General features: G+C 68.7%; 29 protein-coding genes and 1 pseudogene. All 30 read right to left on the reverse strand.

Annotated elements, in window-relative coordinates:
- Positions 1–29: 29 nt before the first annotated feature.
- The 30 genes and pseudogenes from rpsK to rplC all read right to left on the reverse strand — a co-directional run bounded on the left by rpsK (position 30) and on the right by rplC (position 15,395).
- A complete protein-coding gene (gene rpsK / locus QQX09_RS04165) occupies positions 30–419 on the reverse strand; it encodes a 30S ribosomal protein S11 (RefSeq protein WP_061963598.1) in 390 nt (129 codons plus the stop codon).
- 3 nt (positions 420–422) lie between these two features.
- A complete protein-coding gene (gene rpsM / locus QQX09_RS04170) occupies positions 423–791 on the reverse strand; it encodes a 30S ribosomal protein S13 (protein ID WP_301131517.1) in 369 nt (122 codons plus the stop codon).
- A 128-nt stretch (positions 792–919) separates the two neighbouring features.
- The gene (gene rpmJ / locus QQX09_RS04175; RefSeq protein WP_062069916.1) at positions 920–1,033 is read right to left on the reverse strand and encodes a 50S ribosomal protein L36; all 114 of its coding nucleotides are present in this window, start codon (positions 1,031–1,033) and stop codon (positions 920–922) included.
- 48 nt (positions 1,034–1,081) lie between these two features.
- The gene (gene infA, locus QQX09_RS04180; RefSeq protein WP_042213122.1) at positions 1,082–1,303 is read right to left on the reverse strand and encodes a translation initiation factor IF-1; all 222 of its coding nucleotides are present in this window, start codon (positions 1,301–1,303) and stop codon (positions 1,082–1,084) included.
- A 136-nt stretch (positions 1,304–1,439) separates the two neighbouring features.
- Positions 1,440–1,712, reverse strand: coding sequence for a hypothetical protein (locus QQX09_RS04185; RefSeq protein ID WP_301131519.1), 273 nt, complete (start codon positions 1,710–1,712; stop codon positions 1,440–1,442).
- A gap of 172 nt (positions 1,713–1,884) precedes the next feature.
- The gene (locus QQX09_RS04190) at positions 1,885–2,481 is read right to left on the reverse strand and encodes a hypothetical protein (protein WP_301131520.1); all 597 of its coding nucleotides are present in this window, start codon (positions 2,479–2,481) and stop codon (positions 1,885–1,887) included.
- Between the two features lie 108 nt (positions 2,482–2,589).
- Positions 2,590–3,207: a hypothetical protein gene (locus QQX09_RS04195; protein WP_301131521.1), complete on the reverse strand. Its 618-nt coding sequence runs from the start codon at positions 3,205–3,207 to the stop codon at positions 2,590–2,592.
- 143 nt (positions 3,208–3,350) lie between these two features.
- Positions 3,351–4,160, reverse strand: a complete 810-nt coding sequence (map, locus tag QQX09_RS04200) for a type I methionyl aminopeptidase (protein WP_301131522.1) — start codon at positions 4,158–4,160, stop codon at positions 3,351–3,353.
- Between the two features lie 4 nt (positions 4,161–4,164).
- The gene (locus tag QQX09_RS04205) at positions 4,165–4,728 is read right to left on the reverse strand and encodes an adenylate kinase (RefSeq protein ID WP_301131523.1); all 564 of its coding nucleotides are present in this window, start codon (positions 4,726–4,728) and stop codon (positions 4,165–4,167) included.
- Positions 4,728–6,026, reverse strand: a complete 1,299-nt coding sequence (gene secY, locus QQX09_RS04210) for a preprotein translocase subunit SecY (protein ID WP_301131524.1) — start codon at positions 6,024–6,026, stop codon at positions 4,728–4,730. Before secY ends, QQX09_RS04205 begins: the two co-directional genes overlap by 1 nt.
- A 77-nt stretch (positions 6,027–6,103) precedes the next feature.
- On the reverse strand, positions 6,104–6,769 hold the full coding sequence (rplO, locus tag QQX09_RS04215) for a 50S ribosomal protein L15 (protein ID WP_301131525.1): 666 nt from the start codon (positions 6,767–6,769) through the stop codon (positions 6,104–6,106).
- Positions 6,769–6,951: a 50S ribosomal protein L30 gene (gene rpmD, locus QQX09_RS04220; RefSeq protein ID WP_062314489.1), complete on the reverse strand. Its 183-nt coding sequence runs from the start codon at positions 6,949–6,951 to the stop codon at positions 6,769–6,771. Before rpmD ends, rplO begins: the two co-directional genes overlap by 1 nt.
- A gap of 2 nt (positions 6,952–6,953) precedes the next feature.
- Complete coding sequence (rpsE, locus tag QQX09_RS04225) at positions 6,954–7,523, reverse strand: 30S ribosomal protein S5 (protein WP_042213137.1); 570 nt, start codon at positions 7,521–7,523, stop codon at positions 6,954–6,956.
- Positions 7,524–7,546: 23 nt separating this feature from the next.
- Positions 7,547–7,918 carry a 50S ribosomal protein L18 gene (gene rplR, locus QQX09_RS04230; RefSeq protein WP_301131526.1) on the reverse strand — a complete coding sequence of 124 codons (372 nt, stop codon included), beginning with the start codon at positions 7,916–7,918 and terminating at the stop codon, positions 7,547–7,549.
- Between the two features lie 3 nt (positions 7,919–7,921).
- Entirely contained in the window at positions 7,922–8,458 is a 537-nt protein-coding gene (gene rplF / locus QQX09_RS04235) for a 50S ribosomal protein L6 (RefSeq protein ID WP_301131527.1), read from the reverse strand.
- 21 nt (positions 8,459–8,479) lie between these two features.
- A complete protein-coding gene (gene rpsH / locus QQX09_RS04240) occupies positions 8,480–8,878 on the reverse strand; it encodes a 30S ribosomal protein S8 (RefSeq protein WP_062298289.1) in 399 nt (132 codons plus the stop codon).
- Between the two features lie 55 nt (positions 8,879–8,933).
- Entirely contained in the window at positions 8,934–9,119 is a 186-nt protein-coding gene (locus QQX09_RS04245) for a type Z 30S ribosomal protein S14 (RefSeq protein ID WP_042213145.1), read from the reverse strand.
- 3 nt (positions 9,120–9,122) lie between these two features.
- Positions 9,123–9,683 (reverse strand): 50S ribosomal protein L5, encoded by a 561-nt coding sequence (gene rplE, locus QQX09_RS04250; protein WP_062298287.1) that lies wholly within the window; start codon positions 9,681–9,683, stop codon positions 9,123–9,125.
- Entirely contained in the window at positions 9,683–10,021 is a 339-nt protein-coding gene (gene rplX, locus QQX09_RS04255) for a 50S ribosomal protein L24 (RefSeq protein ID WP_301131528.1), read from the reverse strand. Before rplX ends, rplE begins: the two co-directional genes overlap by 1 nt.
- On the reverse strand, positions 10,021–10,392 hold the full coding sequence (rplN, locus tag QQX09_RS04260) for a 50S ribosomal protein L14 (RefSeq protein WP_062293953.1): 372 nt from the start codon (positions 10,390–10,392) through the stop codon (positions 10,021–10,023). Before rplN ends, rplX begins: the two co-directional genes overlap by 1 nt.
- A 58-nt stretch (positions 10,393–10,450) precedes the next feature.
- Positions 10,451–10,738 carry a 30S ribosomal protein S17 gene (gene rpsQ / locus QQX09_RS04265; protein WP_042213157.1) on the reverse strand — a complete coding sequence of 96 codons (288 nt, stop codon included), beginning with the start codon at positions 10,736–10,738 and terminating at the stop codon, positions 10,451–10,453.
- A gap of 21 nt (positions 10,739–10,759) precedes the next feature.
- Positions 10,760–10,987 (reverse strand): annotated as a pseudogene (gene rpmC, locus QQX09_RS04270) (50S ribosomal protein L29); the annotation flags it as partial.
- A complete protein-coding gene (rplP, locus tag QQX09_RS04275) occupies positions 10,987–11,406 on the reverse strand; it encodes a 50S ribosomal protein L16 (protein WP_042213163.1) in 420 nt (139 codons plus the stop codon). The gene rplP and the pseudogene rpmC, both read right to left, overlap by 1 nt.
- Before the next feature lie 2 nt (positions 11,407–11,408).
- Complete coding sequence (gene rpsC / locus QQX09_RS04280; protein WP_301131529.1) at positions 11,409–12,221, reverse strand: 30S ribosomal protein S3; 813 nt, start codon at positions 12,219–12,221, stop codon at positions 11,409–11,411.
- A gap of 11 nt (positions 12,222–12,232) precedes the next feature.
- Positions 12,233–12,592 carry a 50S ribosomal protein L22 gene (gene rplV, locus QQX09_RS04285; RefSeq protein WP_062298279.1) on the reverse strand — a complete coding sequence of 120 codons (360 nt, stop codon included), beginning with the start codon at positions 12,590–12,592 and terminating at the stop codon, positions 12,233–12,235.
- Between the two features lie 31 nt (positions 12,593–12,623).
- Positions 12,624–12,902, reverse strand: a complete 279-nt coding sequence (rpsS, locus tag QQX09_RS04290; RefSeq protein ID WP_062293970.1) for a 30S ribosomal protein S19 — start codon at positions 12,900–12,902, stop codon at positions 12,624–12,626.
- A gap of 12 nt (positions 12,903–12,914) precedes the next feature.
- Positions 12,915–13,754, reverse strand: coding sequence for a 50S ribosomal protein L2 (gene rplB, locus QQX09_RS04295; protein ID WP_062298278.1), 840 nt, complete (start codon positions 13,752–13,754; stop codon positions 12,915–12,917).
- Positions 13,755–13,772: 18 nt separating this feature from the next.
- Complete coding sequence (gene rplW, locus QQX09_RS04300; protein ID WP_301131530.1) at positions 13,773–14,078, reverse strand: 50S ribosomal protein L23; 306 nt, start codon at positions 14,076–14,078, stop codon at positions 13,773–13,775.
- A gap of 1 nt (position 14,079) precedes the next feature.
- Positions 14,080–14,727 (reverse strand): 50S ribosomal protein L4, encoded by a 648-nt coding sequence (gene rplD / locus QQX09_RS04305; protein ID WP_301131531.1) that lies wholly within the window; start codon positions 14,725–14,727, stop codon positions 14,080–14,082.
- Positions 14,728–14,732: 5 nt separating this feature from the next.
- Positions 14,733–15,395: a 50S ribosomal protein L3 gene (gene rplC / locus QQX09_RS04310; protein WP_062314477.1), complete on the reverse strand. Its 663-nt coding sequence runs from the start codon at positions 15,393–15,395 to the stop codon at positions 14,733–14,735.
- Positions 15,396–15,428: the final 33 nt, after the last annotated feature.

Here is a 15,428-nt window from a genome sequence, read left to right on the forward strand (position 1 = left end):
GAGGCGCGGGACCGACCCGCGCGGGCGTGCTAGTTGCGGCGGCGCTTCGGCGGGCGGCAGCCGTTGTGCGCCTGCGGGGTGACGTCCTTGATGGAGGTCACCTCGAGGCCGGCGGCCGTGAGCGAGCGGATCGCGGTGTCGCGGCCCGAGCCCGGGCCCTTGACGAACACGTCGACCTTGCTCATGCCGGCGTCCTGCGCACGGCGAGCGGCGGCCTCGGCGGCCATCTGCGCGGCGTACGGGGTCGACTTGCGCGAACCCTTGAAGCCGACCTGGCCCGACGACGACCACGACACGACGGCGCCCGAGGGGTCCGTGATCGAGATGATCGTGTTGTTGAAGGTGGACTTGATGTGCGCCTGACCGTGCGCGACGGTCTTCTTGATCTTCTTGCGCGGCTTGCGAGTAGGAGCGGCCATGTCTTACTTCTTCTTTCCGGCGACGGTCTTCTTGCGGCCCTTGCGGGTGCGGGCGTTGGTCTTCGTGCGCTGACCACGGACGGGCATGCCGCGGCGGTGGCGGAGGCCCTGGTAGTTGCCGATCTCCACCTTGCGGCGGATGTCGGCGGTCACCTCGCGACGGAGGTCGCCCTCGACGGTGAAGTTGGCCTCGATGTAGTCACGGATCGCGACGAGCTGCTCGTCGTTCGCGTCCTTGACGCGCAGGTCCGGGCTGATGCCGGTCGCTGCGAGGATCTGCTCGGCGCGGGTGCGGCCGACGCCGTAGATGTAGGTAAGTGCGATCACCATGCGCTTGTCGCGCGGGATGTCGACACCGACGATGCGTGCCATTGCTGGTTCTACTCCATCAGTAGTCGGAGGTCTGACGCTCGAACGCCCCGCCTAGGTGTGTCGCGGGCCCCGGCCTCCGAGCCGGGGGTTTGATGCATATGTCGAGCGAGGATGTACTCGGGGTGTGTCTAGCCCTGACGCTGCTTGTGGCGCAGGTTCTCGCAGATGACCATCACTCGGCCATTGCGTCGGATCACCTTGCACTTGTCGCAGATGGGCTTGACGCTGGGCTTAACCTTCATGGTTCTTTCCTGCGTCGATCGGGCGCGCGGAAGCGCCGTCTCGACGACTCACTTGTAGCGGTAGACGATGCGGCCGCGGGACAGGTCATAGGGGCTGAGCTCCACCACCACACGGTCCTCGGGGAGGATCCTGATGTAGTGCTGACGCATCTTCCCGGAGATGTGAGCGAGCACGAGGTGCCCGTTCGTCAGCTCGACTCGGAACGATGCGTTCGGCAGTGCTTCGACCACCACGCCCTCGACCTCGATGACGCCGTCCTTCTTAGCCATGAACTCCGCTAACGTTGATTGACAGGGGTGCGGGCGCGCAAAAACGCCCAACGGAAAACTATACGGCAATCTGCCGCGCGTCTCAAGCCGCATCGCGCATCGTCGCGCGTGCGTGGACGCTCCTGTCGAGCCGAGCCTACCGGAAGGCGTTGCGGAGCCGCTGGACCGCGAGCCCCGAGATCCGCGGGTCGCGGTGGTCCGCGAGGCGCCGCACCACGGAGGACGGCGTGCGCGCGTTCCCCAGCAGCGCGCTGAGCACGTCCAGGTTGGCGTCGTGCCCGAGGGAGACGAGCGCGCCCATCGGGCAGTCGCTGCGGGCCGCGACCGCCGCCCGCACCTGCGGGTCGCGGTGCACCGCGAGCGGCAGGAGCTCGGAGCCGGAGATCTCAGGATCGAGCGCGCGCGCCACGTCCTCTGACGCCCCACTGGCCGGAACCACCACTGCGTACCTCCCACCGGTCATCGTTCTGCCAAGTATCTTCCAAACGCGCGCACAGCCGGGTCAAATCTCTGTGAGGAATCAGACATCGTGTCATCTTCGCGACACACGGGACGCGGCTTCCAGCCACCTGCCAGGGGCGTCAGTGCGCAGGTCGGGCGCCGCCGCGTGGCGGCACGGAGGGTCGGGGGGCCAGCACGCCCGCCGCCCGCTCCCCCACCGGGGAGGGGGTTCCTGCGGTCGGCGGCGCCGTCGCGCGGGGGCGCTCCTCGATCTCCTCGACGCGTGCCGGATGCGCGCCCAGCACGACGCCGTCGAGGGAGCGGCGCGCGAGCCGGGCGACGTCCTCGCGACGGTGCTCGGCGAGCCTCCCGAGCACCGCGCGCGGGGTGGCCGCGTTGCGCGCCAGCGCCTTGAGCACGGACAGCTCGCGGTCCTGCGCGAGCACGCTCGCGATCGAGCCGGCGAGACCCGGTCCCGAGGCGAGCGCGACCCGCACCGAGGTGCGCCGGTCGTGGGCGAGGGTCGCCTGCATGCCGAGGGGGCAGTCGGGCCGGGCCGCCACGGCCTCGCGGACCGCGGGCTCGCGGTGCTGCGCGAGCGCGATCACGCGCTCCCGCGAGAGGCCGTCGGCACGCGCCTCCATCACGATCGCGCGGAGGCCGTCGTCGCGTGCGTCGCTCGCGACGGGCACACCGGAGGCGGCCATGAGCGCGCGGGACCACCCGTCGTCGGCCACCTCCACCTCCCCGTCTCGATTCCGGAGAGGCTAGGCGCCCGCGGTGAGCATCGGCTGTCGCCGAGGTGTCGGCCAGGTGAAGGTCGGAAGAACGGTGGGTGGCGGCGCCTACGCGTCGACAGGGGGGCGGAACCCGCGCACCGGTGCGCTGCGGGTCGGGCGCGCGGGCAGCGGCTCGGCCGGTTCGGCGACGGGCGCGGCGCCTTCCATCGCGGCGTCGGCGGCCGCCTCGAGGCTGCTGTCCGCCGCCTCCGCGAGGAGAGCCTCCCGCCGGGCCTGGGACTCCTCGAAGACGCGGTCGCGCAGCTCGGGCGTATGGTCCGCGGACACCGCGCTGCCGGCGCGGGCGTCGAGCGCCGCGGCGGCCGCGTCCCGCACGGCGCCCTTGCGGTGAGCGGCCAGCGCCTCGAGGATGTCCTGCCCGGTCGACGGGTTGCCGGCCACCGCGCACAGCACCGCGACCTGCCGGTCGTGGGAGAGGTAGTCGAGGATCGAGTGGAGCACCTTGGGGTTGCCGGCCATGGCGGCCCGGACGGGTACCACGTGGTCGTGCGCCAACGTCACCATCAGCCCGAACGGGCAGTCGGTGCGTGCGGCGATCGCCTCACGCACCAGCGCGTTGCGGGAGCCGCCGAGCTCCTGCATCCGTTCCTTGGTCAGCCCGGGAGCCGCGGCCTCCTCGACCTCCGTGCTCGCCCCCGGGGCATACGAAAATCCTCGCGCCATGGCGCCCCTCCTCAGCTGCCGGCGTCCGGAGCACCGGCTGAGGCGACGCTAACCCGCGGTCTTTGCCCCCGCGTGCCGCGGAGGTAACGAGTGCGTGAACGCGTGTGGAGTCGACCACACCAGGGACGATGCGGGACCCGGGGCTACGGGGCGACCGGCGTGACGCCGAGCGGAGCGAGCTTGGCCGCGCCGCCGTCGGCCGCGGTGAGCACCCAGATGCCGTCCTCGTGGACGGCCACCGAGTGCTCCCAGTGGGCCGCACGCGAGCCGTCGAGCGACACCACGGTCCACTCGTCGTTGAGCACGGCGGAGTCCGGCGTGCCGATGACGAGCATCGGCTCGAGCGCGAGGCACATGCCCGGGCGCACGCGCGGGCTGCGGCCGCGCACCCGGTAGTTGGGGACGTCCGGCTCCATGTGCATCGCGGTGCCGATGCCGTGGCCCACGTACCCCTCGAGCGGATGCAGACCCGCCTCGTCCGCGACGTCCTCGATCGCCGCGGAGACGTCGGAGATCCGGTCGGCGGAGGCGAGGGCCGCGATGCCGGCCCACAGGGCGCGTTCGGTGGTGCTCACCAGGGCGACGTCCGCGCGGGCGGCGGGCTCGCCGACGATGAACGAGATCGCGCTGTCGCCATGCCATCCGGCCACGATCGCGCCGCAGTCGATCGACACGATGTCGCCCTCCACGAGCACGCGGTTGCCGGGGATGCCGTGCACGACCTCCTCGTTGACGGACACGCACGCCGTCGCGGGGAAGCCCTGGTAGCCGAGGAAGTTCGAGGTGGCGCCCGCCTCCGCGATGACGCGTGCCGCGGCCGCGTCGGCGTCAGCCGTGGTGGCGCCGGGGACGCAGGCCGACCTGGCGGCGGCGAGCGCGCGCTGGACGATCACGCCCGCCTCCGCCATGACCCGCATCTCCTCGCGGGTCTTGAGCTCGATGCGCCCCGCCATGGGATCAGCGCGCGACGGCGGCGACGAGGCGCTCGGTGACCTCGTCGATCTCACCCAGGCCGTCGACCTGGACCAGCAGGCCGCGGCCCGCGTAGAAGGCGGTGAGCGGCGCGGTCGAGGTGGCGTACACCTCGAGGCGCTTGCGGATCACCGGCTCGGTGTCGTCGGCGCGGCCCTCGATCTCGGCGCGCTTGAGCAGGCGCTGAGTCACCTCGTCGAAGTCCGCGGTGATCTCGATCGCCACGTCGAGCTCGACGCCGAGCTCGGCGAGCATCGAGTCGAGCTCGACCGCCTGCTCGGGGTTGCGCGGGTAGCCGTCGAGGAGGAAGCCCGCGGCCGCATCGTCCTCCGCGAGGCGCGCGCGCACCATGGCGTTCGTGACCTCGTCGGGGACCAGCTGGCCCGCGTTCATGTACTCCTGCGCCTTGACGCCGAGCGGGGTGCCGCCCTTGACGTTCGCGCGGAAGATGTCGCCGGTCGAGATCGCGGGGACGCCGAAGCGCTCCGTGAGACGGGCGGCCTGGGTGCCCTTGCCAGCGCCGGGAGGACCGAGGAGGACTGCACGCATTACTTGAGGAACCCTTCGTAGTGATGCTGCTCGAGCTGGGACTGGATCCGCTTGACGGTGTCGAGGCCGACGCCGACGAGGATGAGGATCGAGGTGCCGCCGAACGGGATCGACGAGGACAGGCCCAGCGCGACGAACAGCAGCGTCGGCACGAGCGCCACGATCGCGAGGTACAGCGAGCCGGCGGCCGTGATGCGGGACAGCACGTAGTCGAGGAACTCCGCGGTCGGGGTGCCCGGACGGATGCCCGGGATGAAGCCGCCGTACTTCTTCATGTCGTCGGCGACCTCGGTCGGGTTGAACGTGATGGCGGTGTAGAAGTACGCGAAGAACACGATCAGCAGGATGTAGAGCGCGATGTGCAGCGGCGCGCTCGACTGCGCCACGTTGTTGTTGAGCCACACGACCCAGCCCGCCGGGTCGTCGCCCTGGAACTGGATGATGACCTGCGGGATCGTCAGCAGCGACGATGCGAAGATCACCGGGATGATGCCCGCCATGTTGATCTTGAGCGGGATGTAGGTGGACGAGCCGCCCAGCATCTTGCGGCCGACCATCCGCTTGGCGTACTGGACGGGGATGCGGCGCTGCGACTGCTCGACGAACACGACCGCGGCGATCACGATGAACAGCACGATCGCGGTGAAGAACAGGTTGCGGGCGCCGTTCGAGGAGTTCCAGATCGACGACACGATGCCGGGGAAGCCCGCGGCGACCGAGGTGAAGATGAGGAGCGACATGCCGTTGCCGACGCCGCGCTCGGTGATGCGCTCGCCCAGCCACATGATGAGCACCGTGCCGGCCGTCATGGTCAGCACCATGCTGAGGATGACGTTCCACGAGTCGTTGGGGATGACCGGGACGGAGCAGCCGGGGAAGAAGATGTCGTTGCGCGCCATCGTGATGTACGAGGCGGACTGGATCGCGGCGAAGCCGACGGTGATGTAGCGCGTGTACTGCGTGAGCTTCGCCTGGCCCTCGGCGCCCTCCTTGTGGAGGGTCTCGAAGCGAGGGATGAGCACGCGCAGGAGCTGCACGATGATCGACGCGGTGATGTACGGCATGATGCCGAGCGCGAAGATCGAGAGCTGCAGGAGCGCCCCGCCCGAGAAGAGGTTGAGGATCGCGAAGCCGGCGTTGGTGGAGGTCTGCGCGAGGCAGAGCTCGACGTTGCCGTAGTCGACGCCCGGCGTGGGGATCGCGACGCCGAGGCGGTAGACGGCCAGGATGCCGATGGTGAAGAGGAGCTTCCTCCGAAGATCCGGGGTGCGGAACGCACTCATGAAGCCACTCAGCATTGATACTCCCCTGCAGATTGTGAGAACACGAGGATACGCGACCGGGCCCGTCCCTCAGGACGGGCCCGGCGCGATCACTAGCCCTCGTTGACCGAGCCGCCAGCGGCCTCGATCTTGGTCTTCGCGGACTGCGAGACCTTGTCGGCGTCGACGAGCGTCACCTTGACGGAGATCTCGCCCTCACCGAGGACCTTCACGGGCTGGTTGCGGCGCACCGCACCCTTCTCCACGAGGTCCGCCTTGGTGATCTCGCCGCCCTTGGGGAACAGCTCGGAGAGCTGGCCCACGTTGACGACCTGGTAGTACACCTTGAACGGGCTCTTGAAGCCGCGCAGCTTCGGGATGCGCATGTGGATGGGCGTCTGGCCACCCTCGAAGCGCTCCGGAACCTGGTAGCGGGCTCCCGTGCCCTTGGTGCCGCGACCCGCGGTCTTGCCCTTGGACGCCTCACCACGACCCACGCGGGTCTTCTTGGTGTGCGAGCCGGGGGCCGGACGGAGGTGGTGGACCTTGAGGGTCGCCACCTTCTCCGCGGGCTCCTCCACCTTGGGCTCGGCCTTCTTGGCGGCCGGCTTCTTGGCGGCCGGCTTGGCCTCGTCGGTCGCAGCCTTCTTGGCGGCGGGCTTCTTCGCGGCGGCCGGCTTGTCGGCCGCAGCCTTCGCCGGAGCCTTCTTGGCGGCCGGCTTCTTGGCGGGAGCGGCCTTCTCGGCGGTCTCCTCGGCCGGCGTGTTGGCCTCAGCCATCAGTCAACCTCCTCAACGGCGACCAGGTGGTCCACCGCCTTGACCATCCCGCGGATCTCGGGACGGTCCTCCTTCACGACGATGTCGCCGATGCGCTTGAGACCGAGCGACCGCAGGGTCTCGCGGTGCTGCGGCTTCGTGCCGATCGCCGACTTCTTCTGAACGACCTTGAGTCGTGCCATGACTACTTCACCCCCGCTGCCTGGGCGCGGAGCATCGCGGCCGGGGCCACGTCCTCCACGGCCTTGCCACGGCGGGCGGCGACGGCCTCGGGGCGCTCGAGGCGCTTGAGGGCGTCGACGGTCGCGTGCACGATGTTGATCGCGTTGGACGAGCCGAGCGACTTGCTCAGGACGTCGTGGATGCCGGCGCACTCGAGCACCGCGCGCACCGGACCACCGGCGATCACACCGGTACCCGGCGACGCGGGACGCAGGAACACGACGCCCGCGGCGGCCTCACCCTGCACGGCGTGCGGGATGGTGCCCTGGATGCGGGGGACGCGGAAGAAGTTGCGCTTGGCCTCCTCGACACCCTTCGAGATCGCGGCCGGCACCTCCTTCGCCTTGCCGTAGCCGATGCCGACGTTGCCCTCGCCGTCACCGACGACCACGAGCGCGGTGAAGCTGAAGCGACGACCGCCCTTCACGACCTTGGCGACGCGGTTGATGGTGACGACGCGCTCGACGAACTTGTTCTCCGGCTCGTTGTCGCGGCGGTTACCGCCCCGACGGCCGCTGTTGTTGTCAGCCATAATTCCTCACTCCTGGCCGCGCCCTAGAGGGCGAGGCCCGCCTCTCGGGCACCGTCGGCCACGGCCGCGACACGGCCGTGGTACTTGTTGCCGCCACGGTCGAAGACCACGGCCTCGATGCCCGCGGCCTTGGCGCGCTCGGCGACCAGCTGGCCCACCTTCGACGCCTTCGCGGTCTTGTCGCCCTCCATGGCACGGATGTCCGACTCGAGGGTCGAAGCCGAGGCCAGGGTCTTGCCGACGGTGTCGTCCACGATCTGCGCGACCATGTGGCGCGACGAGCGGGTGACGACGAGGCGGGGACGAGCAGCGGTGCCGGAGATCTTCTTGCGCAGGCGGAAGTGGCGACGCTTGCGCGAGATCGCCTTGCCCTTGCCCTTGATTGCGATACCCATGTCTTACTTACCCGTCTTTCCTGCCTTGCGGCGAACCTGCTCGCCGGCGTAGCGGACGCCCTTGCCCTTGTACGGCTCGGGCTTGCGAATCTTGCGGATGTTCGCCGCGACCTCGCCGACCTGCTGCTTGCTGATGCCGGCAACCGTGAACTTGGTGGGGCCCTCGACCGTGAAGGTGATGCCCTCCGGCGGGGTCACCACGACCGGGTGCGAGAAGCCGAGCGCGAACTCGAGGTCCGAACCCTTGAGCGCGACGCGGTAACCCGTGCCGACGATCTCGAGCTTCTTCTCGTAACCCGAGGTGACACCGGTCACCATGTTCGCGATGAGCGTGCGGGTGAGACCGTGGAGCGACTTCGACAGGCGCTCGTCGTTCGGGCGCTTGACCTCGAGGCCACCGTCACCCTTCTCCACGATGATGGGAGCGGCGACGGTGTGGGTGAGGGAGCCCTTGGGGCCCTTCACGGTCACGTCGGCGCCCTCGATGGTCACGTCCACTCCGGCGGGAACCGGAACGGGGATCTTGCCAATGCGGGACATTGCTCTCGTTCTCCTTTCCGGTTACCAGACGAACGCGACGACCTCGCCGCCGACGCCCTTCTTCTCGGCCTCGCGGTCCGTCAGCAGACCGGAGGAGGTGGACAGGATGGCCACGCCGAGGCCGCCGAGAACCTTGGGCAGGTTCGTGGACTTCGCGTAGACGCGGAGACCGGGCTTCGACACACGGCGCACGCCGGCGAGCGAGCGCTCGCGGTTCGGGCCGTACTTCAGCGTGAGGGTGAGGGTCTTGCCGACCTCGGCGTCCGCCGTGGCGGAGCCGGAGATGTAGCCCTCGGCCTCCAGGATCTTGGCGATGTTCGCCTTGAGCTTGGAGTGCGGCATCGACACGGTCTCGTGGTACGCCGCGTTCGCGTTGCGCAGACGCGTCAGCATGTCTGCGATGGGGTCAGTCATCGTCATGAGTCTTGAACTCTTCCTCGCCGTGGTTTCCCTAGGGGACCTGTGGCGTAGTGGTTTACCAGCTGCTCTTGGTGATGCCGGGCAGCTCACCGCGGTGAGCCATCTCGCGGAAGCACACGCGGCAGAGGCCGAACTTGCGGTACACCGAGTGCGGACGGCCGCACTTCTGGCACCGGGTGTAGGCGCGGACGGCGAACTTCTGCTTGCCGGCGGCCTTGTTCTTCAGCGCAGTCTTGGCCATGTCCTACTTCTCCTTGAACGGGAAGCCCAGCTGCTTGAGCAGCGAGCGGCCCTCGTCGTCGGTGGTGGCGGACGTCACGATGGTGATGTCCATGCCGCGCACGCGGTCGATCTTGTCCTGGTTGATCTCGTGGAACATCGACTGCTCGGTGAGACCGAAGGTGTAGTTGCCGTTGCCGTCGAACTGCTTGGGGCTGAGGCCGCGGAAGTCGCGGATGCGGGGCAGCGCGATCGAGATGAGGCGGTCGAGGAACTCCCACATGCGGTCGCCACGGAGGGTGACGTGCGCACCGATCGGCTGGCCCTCGCGCAGCTTGAACTGCGCGATGGACTTGCGGGCCTTGGTGACCTGCGGCTTCTGACCGGTGATGGCGGTGAGGTCCGCGATGGCGCCCTCGATGAGCTTCGAGTCCTTCGCGGCGTCGCCGACGCCCATGTTGACGACGACCTTCACGAGGCCGCCGACCTGGTTCACGTTCGCGTGGTCGAACTCCTCGCGGAGCTGCGCGACGATCTCGTTGCGGTACTTGTCCTTGAGGCGCGGAGCGGTGGTCGCGGTGGCCATCAGACGTCCTTACCCGAGCGCTTGGCGACACGCACGCGCACAGTGCGCTTGCGGCCGTCACGCTCGACCTCTTCCGTGCGGTAGCCCACACGGGTGCCCTTCTTGGTCTCCGGGTCCACGAGCATCACGTTCGAGATGTGGATCGCGGCCTCGACGGTCACGAGGCCACCCTCGGCGTTGTCGCGGCGGGTACCCGGCTTGACGTGCTTGGTCACACGCTGGATGCCCTCGACGACCACGCGCTCGCGCTCGGGGTCGACCGACAGCACGCGGCCCTGCTGACCGCGGTCACGGCCGGCGATGACGACGACGAGGTCGTCCTTCTTGATCTTCGCCATCAGATGACCTCCGGTGCCAGCGAGATGATCTTCATGAACTTCTTGTCACGCAGCTCGCGGCCGACGGGGCCGAAGATGCGGGTGCCGCGCGGGTCACCGTCGAGGTTCTTGAGGATCACCGCAGCGTTCTCATCGAAACGGATGTACGAACCGTCGGGACGGCGGCGCTCCTTGGTGGTGCGCACGACGACCGCCTTGACGACATCGCCCTTCTTGACGTTGCCGCCGGGGATCGCGTCCTTGACGGTGGCGACGATGATGTCGCCGATGCCGGCGTAGCGACGGTGCGAGCCGCCGAGCACGCGGATGCAGAGGACTTCCTTCGCACCCGTGTTGTCGGCGACGCGCAGTCGCGACTCCTGCTGAATCATGTCTTGTCTCCTGTCGTCTGGTTCTCGCCGATTCCTCAGCGAGCCTGGTCGAACCTAGTTACTTGGCCTTCTCGACGATCTCGACCAGGCGCCACCGCTTGGAAGCGGACAGCGGGCGGGTCTCCATCACGACGACGAGGTCGCCGATGCCGGCGGTGTTGGCCTCGTCGTGGGCCTTGATCTTGCTGGTGCGGCGCATGACCTTGCCGTAGAGCGGGTGCTTGACGCGGTCCTCGATCTCCACGGTGATGGTCTTGTCCATCTTGTCCGACGTGACGTAGCCGCGGCGCGTCTTGCGGTAGGCGCGGTGCTCCTCGGTCGCCGTCGTGTGCTTCTTGGTCGACATATCTGTTCCTTAAGCCTTCGCGGAGGGCGCGGTGCGGATCCCGAGCTCACGCTCACGCAGGATCGTGTAGATGCGAGCGATGTCGCGCTTGACGGCCTTGAGGCGACCGTGGTTCTCGAGCTGACCGGTGGCCGACTGGAAGCGCAGGTTGAACAGCTCCTCCTTGGCCTTCTTCAGCTCCTCCACGAGGCGCTCGTCCTCCATGGCGTCCAGCTCGGACGGCATGAGGTCCTTGGTACCGATGGCCATTAGATGTCACCACCCTCACGGGAAACGAAACGGGTCTTCATGGGCAGCTTGTGCTGCGCGCGGCGCATGGCCTCGCGGGCAAGCTCCTCCGGCACGCCGGCGAGCTCGAACATCACACGACCCGGCTTGACGTTGGCGACCCACCACTCGGGCGAGCCCTTACCGGAGCCCATGCGGACCTCGGCGGGCTTCTTGGTCAGAGGACGGTCCGGGTAGATGTTGATCCAGACCTTTCCACCACGCTTGATGTGGCGGGTCATCGCGATACGGGCCGCCTCGATCTGGCGGTTGGTGACGTAGGCGGGCTCGAGGGCCTGGATGCCGAAGTCGCCGAAGGCGATGGTGGTGCCACCGGTCGCAGCGCCCGAACGCTTCGGGTGGTGCTGCTTGCGGTGCTTCACTCGACGGGGGATAAGCATGGTCAGCTCTCCTTACCGGCCTCGGCCGCGGGGGCCTCGGCAGCGGGGGCCTCAGCCGCGGGGGCCTCGGACTGGCGGGGGGCGGAGTCACGACGCGGGCCGCGGTCACCGCGGTCGCCACGACCACGGCCACGCTGCGGGCGGGGGGCCTTCGCCTGCTCGGCGGCCCACTCCTTCTCCGTCATGTCGCCCTTGTAGATCCACACCTTCACACCGATCTGGCCGAAGGTGGTGCGGGCCTCGAAGAAGCCGTAGTCGATGTTCGCGCGGAGGGTGTGCAGCGGCACGCGACCCTCGCGGTAGAACTCCGAGCGCGACATCTCGGCGCCGCCGAGACGGCCCGAGCACTGCACACGGATGCCCTTGGCACCCGCGCGGAGCGCGGACTGCATGCCCTTGCGCATGGCGCGACGGAACGACACGCGCGAGGCGAGCTGCTCCGCGATGCCCTGCGCGACGAGCTGGGCGTCGACCTCGGCGTTCTTGACCTCGAGGATGTTGAGCTGGACCTGCTTGCCCGTCAGCTTCTCGAGGTTGGCGCGAAGCTTGTCGGCCTCGGCGCCGCGGCGGCCGATGACGATGCCCGGACGCGCGGTGTGCAGGTCGACGCGAACGCGCTCACGGGTGCGCTCGATCTCGACCTTCGACACGCCGGCGCGCTCGAGGCCCTCCGACATCATCTTGCGGATCTTGACGTCCTCGTTCACGTAGTCGCGGTACCGCTCGCCCTTCTTGGTCGAGTCGGCGAACCAGCGCGAACGGTGGTCGGTCGTGATGCCCAGGCGGTAGCCGTGGGGGTTGACCTTCTGTCCCATTACTTGGCCCCTTACTTGGCAGCGACCGGGGTCGCGACGGTGACGGTGATGTGGCAGGAGCGCTTGAGGATGCGGTTGGCACGACCCTGAGCGCGCGGCTGGATGCGCTTCATGGTCGGACCCTCGTCCACGTAGATCTCCTTGATGACGAGCTCGCGCTCGTCGAAGCGCTCGCCGGCCTGGTCGGCCTTCACACGCGCGTTGGCGATCGCCGAGTCGATGAGCTTGCGCACATCGGTCGCGACGGCCTGCGGCTGGAACTTCAGCGAGGCCGAGGCCTCCACGGCGTTCTGACCACGGACCAGGTTCACGACGCGGCGAGCCTTCTGGGCGGTCACGCGGATGTACCGCGTCTGCGCCTTGGCTTCCATGTTCTAACTCCTCTTACTTCGCTCGGGCGCCTTAGCGGCGGCCCTTGCGGTCGTCCTTGACGTGGCCCTTGAACGTGCGCGTGGGGGCGAACTCGCCCAGCTTGTGGCCGACCATCGACTCGGTGACGAACACCGGGACGTGCTTGCGGCCGTCGTGCACGGCAAAGGTGTGACCCAGGAAGTCCGGCGTGATGACCGAACGACGCGACCAGGTCTTGATGACGTTCTTGGTGCCCGCATCGTTCTGGGCGTCCACCTTCTTCTGAAGGTGGTCGTCGACGAAGGGGCCCTTCTTGAGGCTACGAGGCATGTCCAGGCTCCCTTATCGCTTGTTCTTGCCGGTCTTGCGGCGACGCACGATGAGCTTGTCGCTTTCCTTGTTGGGCTTGCGGGTGCGGCCCTCGGGCTTGCCCCACGGCGAGACCGGGTGACGACCACCGGAGGTCTTGCCTTCACCACCACCGTGCGGGTGGTCGACCGGGTTCATGACGACACCGCGGACGGTCGGGCGCTTGCCCTTCCAACGCATACGGCCGGCCTTGCCCCAGTTGATGTTCGACTGCTCGGCGTTGCCGACCTCGCCGACGGTCGCGCGGCAGCGCGCGTCGACGTTGCGGATCTCGCCGGACGGCATGCGCAGCTGCGCGTACGGACCGTCCTTCGCCACGAGCTGGACCGAGGCACCGGCCGAGCGCGCGATCTTGGCGCCGCCACCAGGCTTGAGCTCGATGGCGTGGATGACGGTACCCACCGGGATGTTGCGCAGCGGGAGGTTGTTGCCGGGCTTGATGTCGGCGCCGGCGCCGGCCTCCACGCGGTCGCCCTGACCGAGCTTCTCGGGGGCGATGATGTAGCGCTTCTCGCCGTCCGCGTAGTGCAGGAGCGCGATGCGGGCGGTGCGGTTGGGGTCGTACTCGATGTGCGCGACGGTCGCGGGCACGCCGTCCTTGTCGTGACGACGGAAGTCGATCACGCGGTAGGCGCGCTTGTGACCGCCACCCTGGTGACGGGTGGTGATGCGACCGGTGTTGTTACGGCCGCCCTTCTTGTGCAGCGGGCGGACGAGCGACTTCTCGGGCTCCGAACGGGTGACCTCGACGAAGTCGGCGACGGACGAGCCACGGCGGCCCGGCGTCGTCGGCTTGTACTTGCGAATAGCCATGAGTGCTTACCTGTCCTTCTAGCCGGCCTGGCCGCTGAAGATGTCGATGCCCGCGTCGCCTGCGATGGTGACGATCGCGCGCTTGACGTCCTTGCGCTTGCCCAGGCCGAAGCGGGTGCGGCGCGCCTTGCCCTTGCGGTTGATGGTGTTCACGGACGCGACCTTGACACCGAAGATCTGCTCGACGGCGATCTTGATCTCGGTCTTGTTCGAGCGGGGGTCCACCTCGAAGGTGTACTTGCCCTCGTCCATGAGGCCGTACGTCTTCTCGGAGACGATCGGGCGGACGATGATGTCGCGCGGGTCCTTGTTGAGCGTGGTCACGTTACTTCTCCTCCGCCTCGGACTCCGTCGCGACGGCCTTCACGGACTTGCCCGTGGCGGGGCCCGCGACGAACGCGTCGAAAGCGGCGCGCGTGAAGACCGTGTCGTCGTTCACGAGCACGTCGTAGGTGTTGAGCTGGTCGACCGCGATGAGGTGCACGTCGGCGGCGTTGCGCAGCGAGAGCCAGGTGAGCTCGTCGGTGCGGTCCGTGACGACGAGCGCGCTGCGGCCCGAGGTGAGGGCGGTCAGCGCCTCGAGGGCGGCCTTGGTCGAGGGGACGTCGCCGGACACGAGGGCGTCGGCGACGTGAACGCGGCCGGCGCGGGCGCGGTCCGAGAGGGCACCGCGGAGGGCGGCGGCCTTCATCTTCTTGGGGGTGCGCTGCGAGTAGTCGCGGGGCTGCGGGCCGTGGACGGTGCCACCGCCGGCGAACTGCGGCGCACGGGTCGAACCCTGGCGGGCGCGGCCGGTGCCCTTCTGCTTGTACGGCTTGCGGCCACCGCCGCGGACCTCGCCGCGGGTCTTGGTGGCGTGGGTGCCCTGACGAGCGGCAGCCAGCTGCGCCACGACCACCTGGTGGATGAGCGGCACGTTGGTGTCGACGTCGAAGATCTCTGCGGGCAGCTCGACGGTCTTGGTGTTAGCCATGGTGATCACGCGCCCTTCACGGCGGAGCGGATGAGAACGACGCCGCCCTTGTTGCCGGGAACCGCGCCCTTGACGAGCACGAGACCCTTCGCAGCGTCCACCGAGTGGACGCGGAGGTTCTGGACGGTCTTGCGGGCGTTGCCCATGCGGCCGGCCATCTTGAGGCCGCGGAAGACGCGCGAAGGCGTCGACGCGCCACCGATGGAGCCCGGCTTGCGGTGGTTGCGGTGCGCACCGTGCGAGGCGCCCACGCCGGAGAAGCCGTGGCGCTTCATGACACCGGCGGTGCCCTTGCCCTTGGTGGTGCCCGTGACGTCGACGAGCTGGCCGGCCTCGAACACCTCGGCGGTGATCTCCTGGCCGAGCGCGTACTCGGACGCGTTCGCGGTGCGGACCTCGGCGACGTGGCGGCGCGGCGTGACGCCGGCGGCCTCGAAGTGGCCCTTGAGCGGGTTGGTGACGCGGCGCGGGTCAACGGCGCCGAAGGCGAGCTGAACAGCCTCGTAGCCGTCGCGCTCGGCGTCCCGCACCTGGGTGATGACGTTGGTGTCGACCTGGATCACCGTGACGGGCACAACGCGGCCCTCGGCGTCCCACACCTGCGTCATGCCCAGCTTCGTACCGAGCAGCGCGGTGACCGCGCGCTGGGCATTGGAAGTCGTAGTCATGATGGTGGAAGTCCTAACTTCTCTGCGTACTTC

The sequence above is a fragment of the Demequina litoralis genome (assembly GCF_030418455.1).
Lineage (GTDB): Bacteria > Actinomycetota > Actinomycetes > Actinomycetales > Demequinaceae > Demequina > Demequina litoralis.

What these genes read in the sequence shown, in the direction of transcription:
- rpsS (WP_062293970.1), bottom strand. Translation starts at nt 12,902, where the DNA reads ATGCCTCGTAGCCTCAAGAAGGGCCCCTTCGTCGACGACCACCTTCAG.
- QQX09_RS04245 (WP_042213145.1), bottom strand. Translation starts at nt 9,119, where the DNA reads ATGGCCAAGACTGCGCTGAAGAACAAGGCCGCCGGCAAGCAGAAGTTC.
- rplX (WP_301131528.1), bottom strand. Translation starts at nt 10,021, where the DNA reads ATGGCGAAGATCAAGAAGGACGACCTCGTCGTCGTCATCGCCGGCCGT.
- map (WP_301131522.1), bottom strand. Translation starts at nt 4,160, where the DNA reads ATGGCGGGGCGCATCGAGCTCAAGACCCGCGAGGAGATGCGGGTCATG.
- rpsM (WP_301131517.1), bottom strand. Translation starts at nt 791, where the DNA reads ATGGCACGCATCGTCGGTGTCGACATCCCGCGCGACAAGCGCATGGTG.
- rplO (WP_301131525.1), bottom strand. Translation starts at nt 6,769, where the DNA reads ATGGCTGAGGCCAACACGCCGGCCGAGGAGACCGCCGAGAAGGCCGCT.
- rpmD (WP_062314489.1), bottom strand. Translation starts at nt 6,951, where the DNA reads ATGGCACGACTCAAGGTCGTTCAGAAGAAGTCGGCGATCGGCACGAAG.
- rplN (WP_062293953.1), bottom strand. Translation starts at nt 10,392, where the DNA reads ATGATTCAGCAGGAGTCGCGACTGCGCGTCGCCGACAACACGGGTGCG.
- rplV (WP_062298279.1), bottom strand. Translation starts at nt 12,592, where the DNA reads ATGGAAGCCAAGGCGCAGACGCGGTACATCCGCGTGACCGCCCAGAAG.
- QQX09_RS04205 (WP_301131523.1), bottom strand. Translation starts at nt 4,728, where the DNA reads ATGCGTGCAGTCCTCCTCGGTCCTCCCGGCGCTGGCAAGGGCACCCAG.
- rplB (WP_062298278.1), bottom strand. Translation starts at nt 13,754, where the DNA reads ATGGCTATTCGCAAGTACAAGCCGACGACGCCGGGCCGCCGTGGCTCG.
- rpsK (WP_061963598.1), bottom strand. Translation starts at nt 419, where the DNA reads ATGGCCGCTCCTACTCGCAAGCCGCGCAAGAAGATCAAGAAGACCGTC.
- QQX09_RS04195 (WP_301131521.1), bottom strand. Translation starts at nt 3,207, where the DNA reads ATGGCGCGAGGATTTTCGTATGCCCCGGGGGCGAGCACGGAGGTCGAG.
- rplD (WP_301131531.1), bottom strand. Translation starts at nt 14,727, where the DNA reads ATGGCTAACACCAAGACCGTCGAGCTGCCCGCAGAGATCTTCGACGTC.
- rpsH (WP_062298289.1), bottom strand. Translation starts at nt 8,878, where the DNA reads ATGACGATGACTGACCCCATCGCAGACATGCTGACGCGTCTGCGCAAC.
- rplP (WP_042213163.1), bottom strand. Translation starts at nt 11,406, where the DNA reads ATGCTTATCCCCCGTCGAGTGAAGCACCGCAAGCAGCACCACCCGAAG.
- infA (WP_042213122.1), bottom strand. Translation starts at nt 1,303, where the DNA reads ATGGCTAAGAAGGACGGCGTCATCGAGGTCGAGGGCGTGGTGGTCGAA.
- rplE (WP_062298287.1), bottom strand. Translation starts at nt 9,683, where the DNA reads ATGGCCACCGCGACCACCGCTCCGCGCCTCAAGGACAAGTACCGCAAC.
- rpmJ (WP_062069916.1), bottom strand. Translation starts at nt 1,033, where the DNA reads ATGAAGGTTAAGCCCAGCGTCAAGCCCATCTGCGACAAGTGCAAGGTG.
- rpsC (WP_301131529.1), bottom strand. Translation starts at nt 12,221, where the DNA reads ATGGGACAGAAGGTCAACCCCCACGGCTACCGCCTGGGCATCACGACC.
- secY (WP_301131524.1), bottom strand. Translation starts at nt 6,026, where the DNA reads ATGCTGAGTGGCTTCATGAGTGCGTTCCGCACCCCGGATCTTCGGAGG.
- rpsE (WP_042213137.1), bottom strand. Translation starts at nt 7,523, where the DNA reads ATGGCTGACAACAACAGCGGCCGTCGGGGCGGTAACCGCCGCGACAAC.
- rplR (WP_301131526.1), bottom strand. Translation starts at nt 7,918, where the DNA reads ATGGGTATCGCAATCAAGGGCAAGGGCAAGGCGATCTCGCGCAAGCGT.
- rplC (WP_062314477.1), bottom strand. Translation starts at nt 15,395, where the DNA reads ATGACTACGACTTCCAATGCCCAGCGCGCGGTCACCGCGCTGCTCGGT.
- rplF (WP_301131527.1), bottom strand. Translation starts at nt 8,458, where the DNA reads ATGTCCCGCATTGGCAAGATCCCCGTTCCGGTTCCCGCCGGAGTGGAC.
- rpsQ (WP_042213157.1), bottom strand. Translation starts at nt 10,738, where the DNA reads ATGTCGACCAAGAAGCACACGACGGCGACCGAGGAGCACCGCGCCTAC.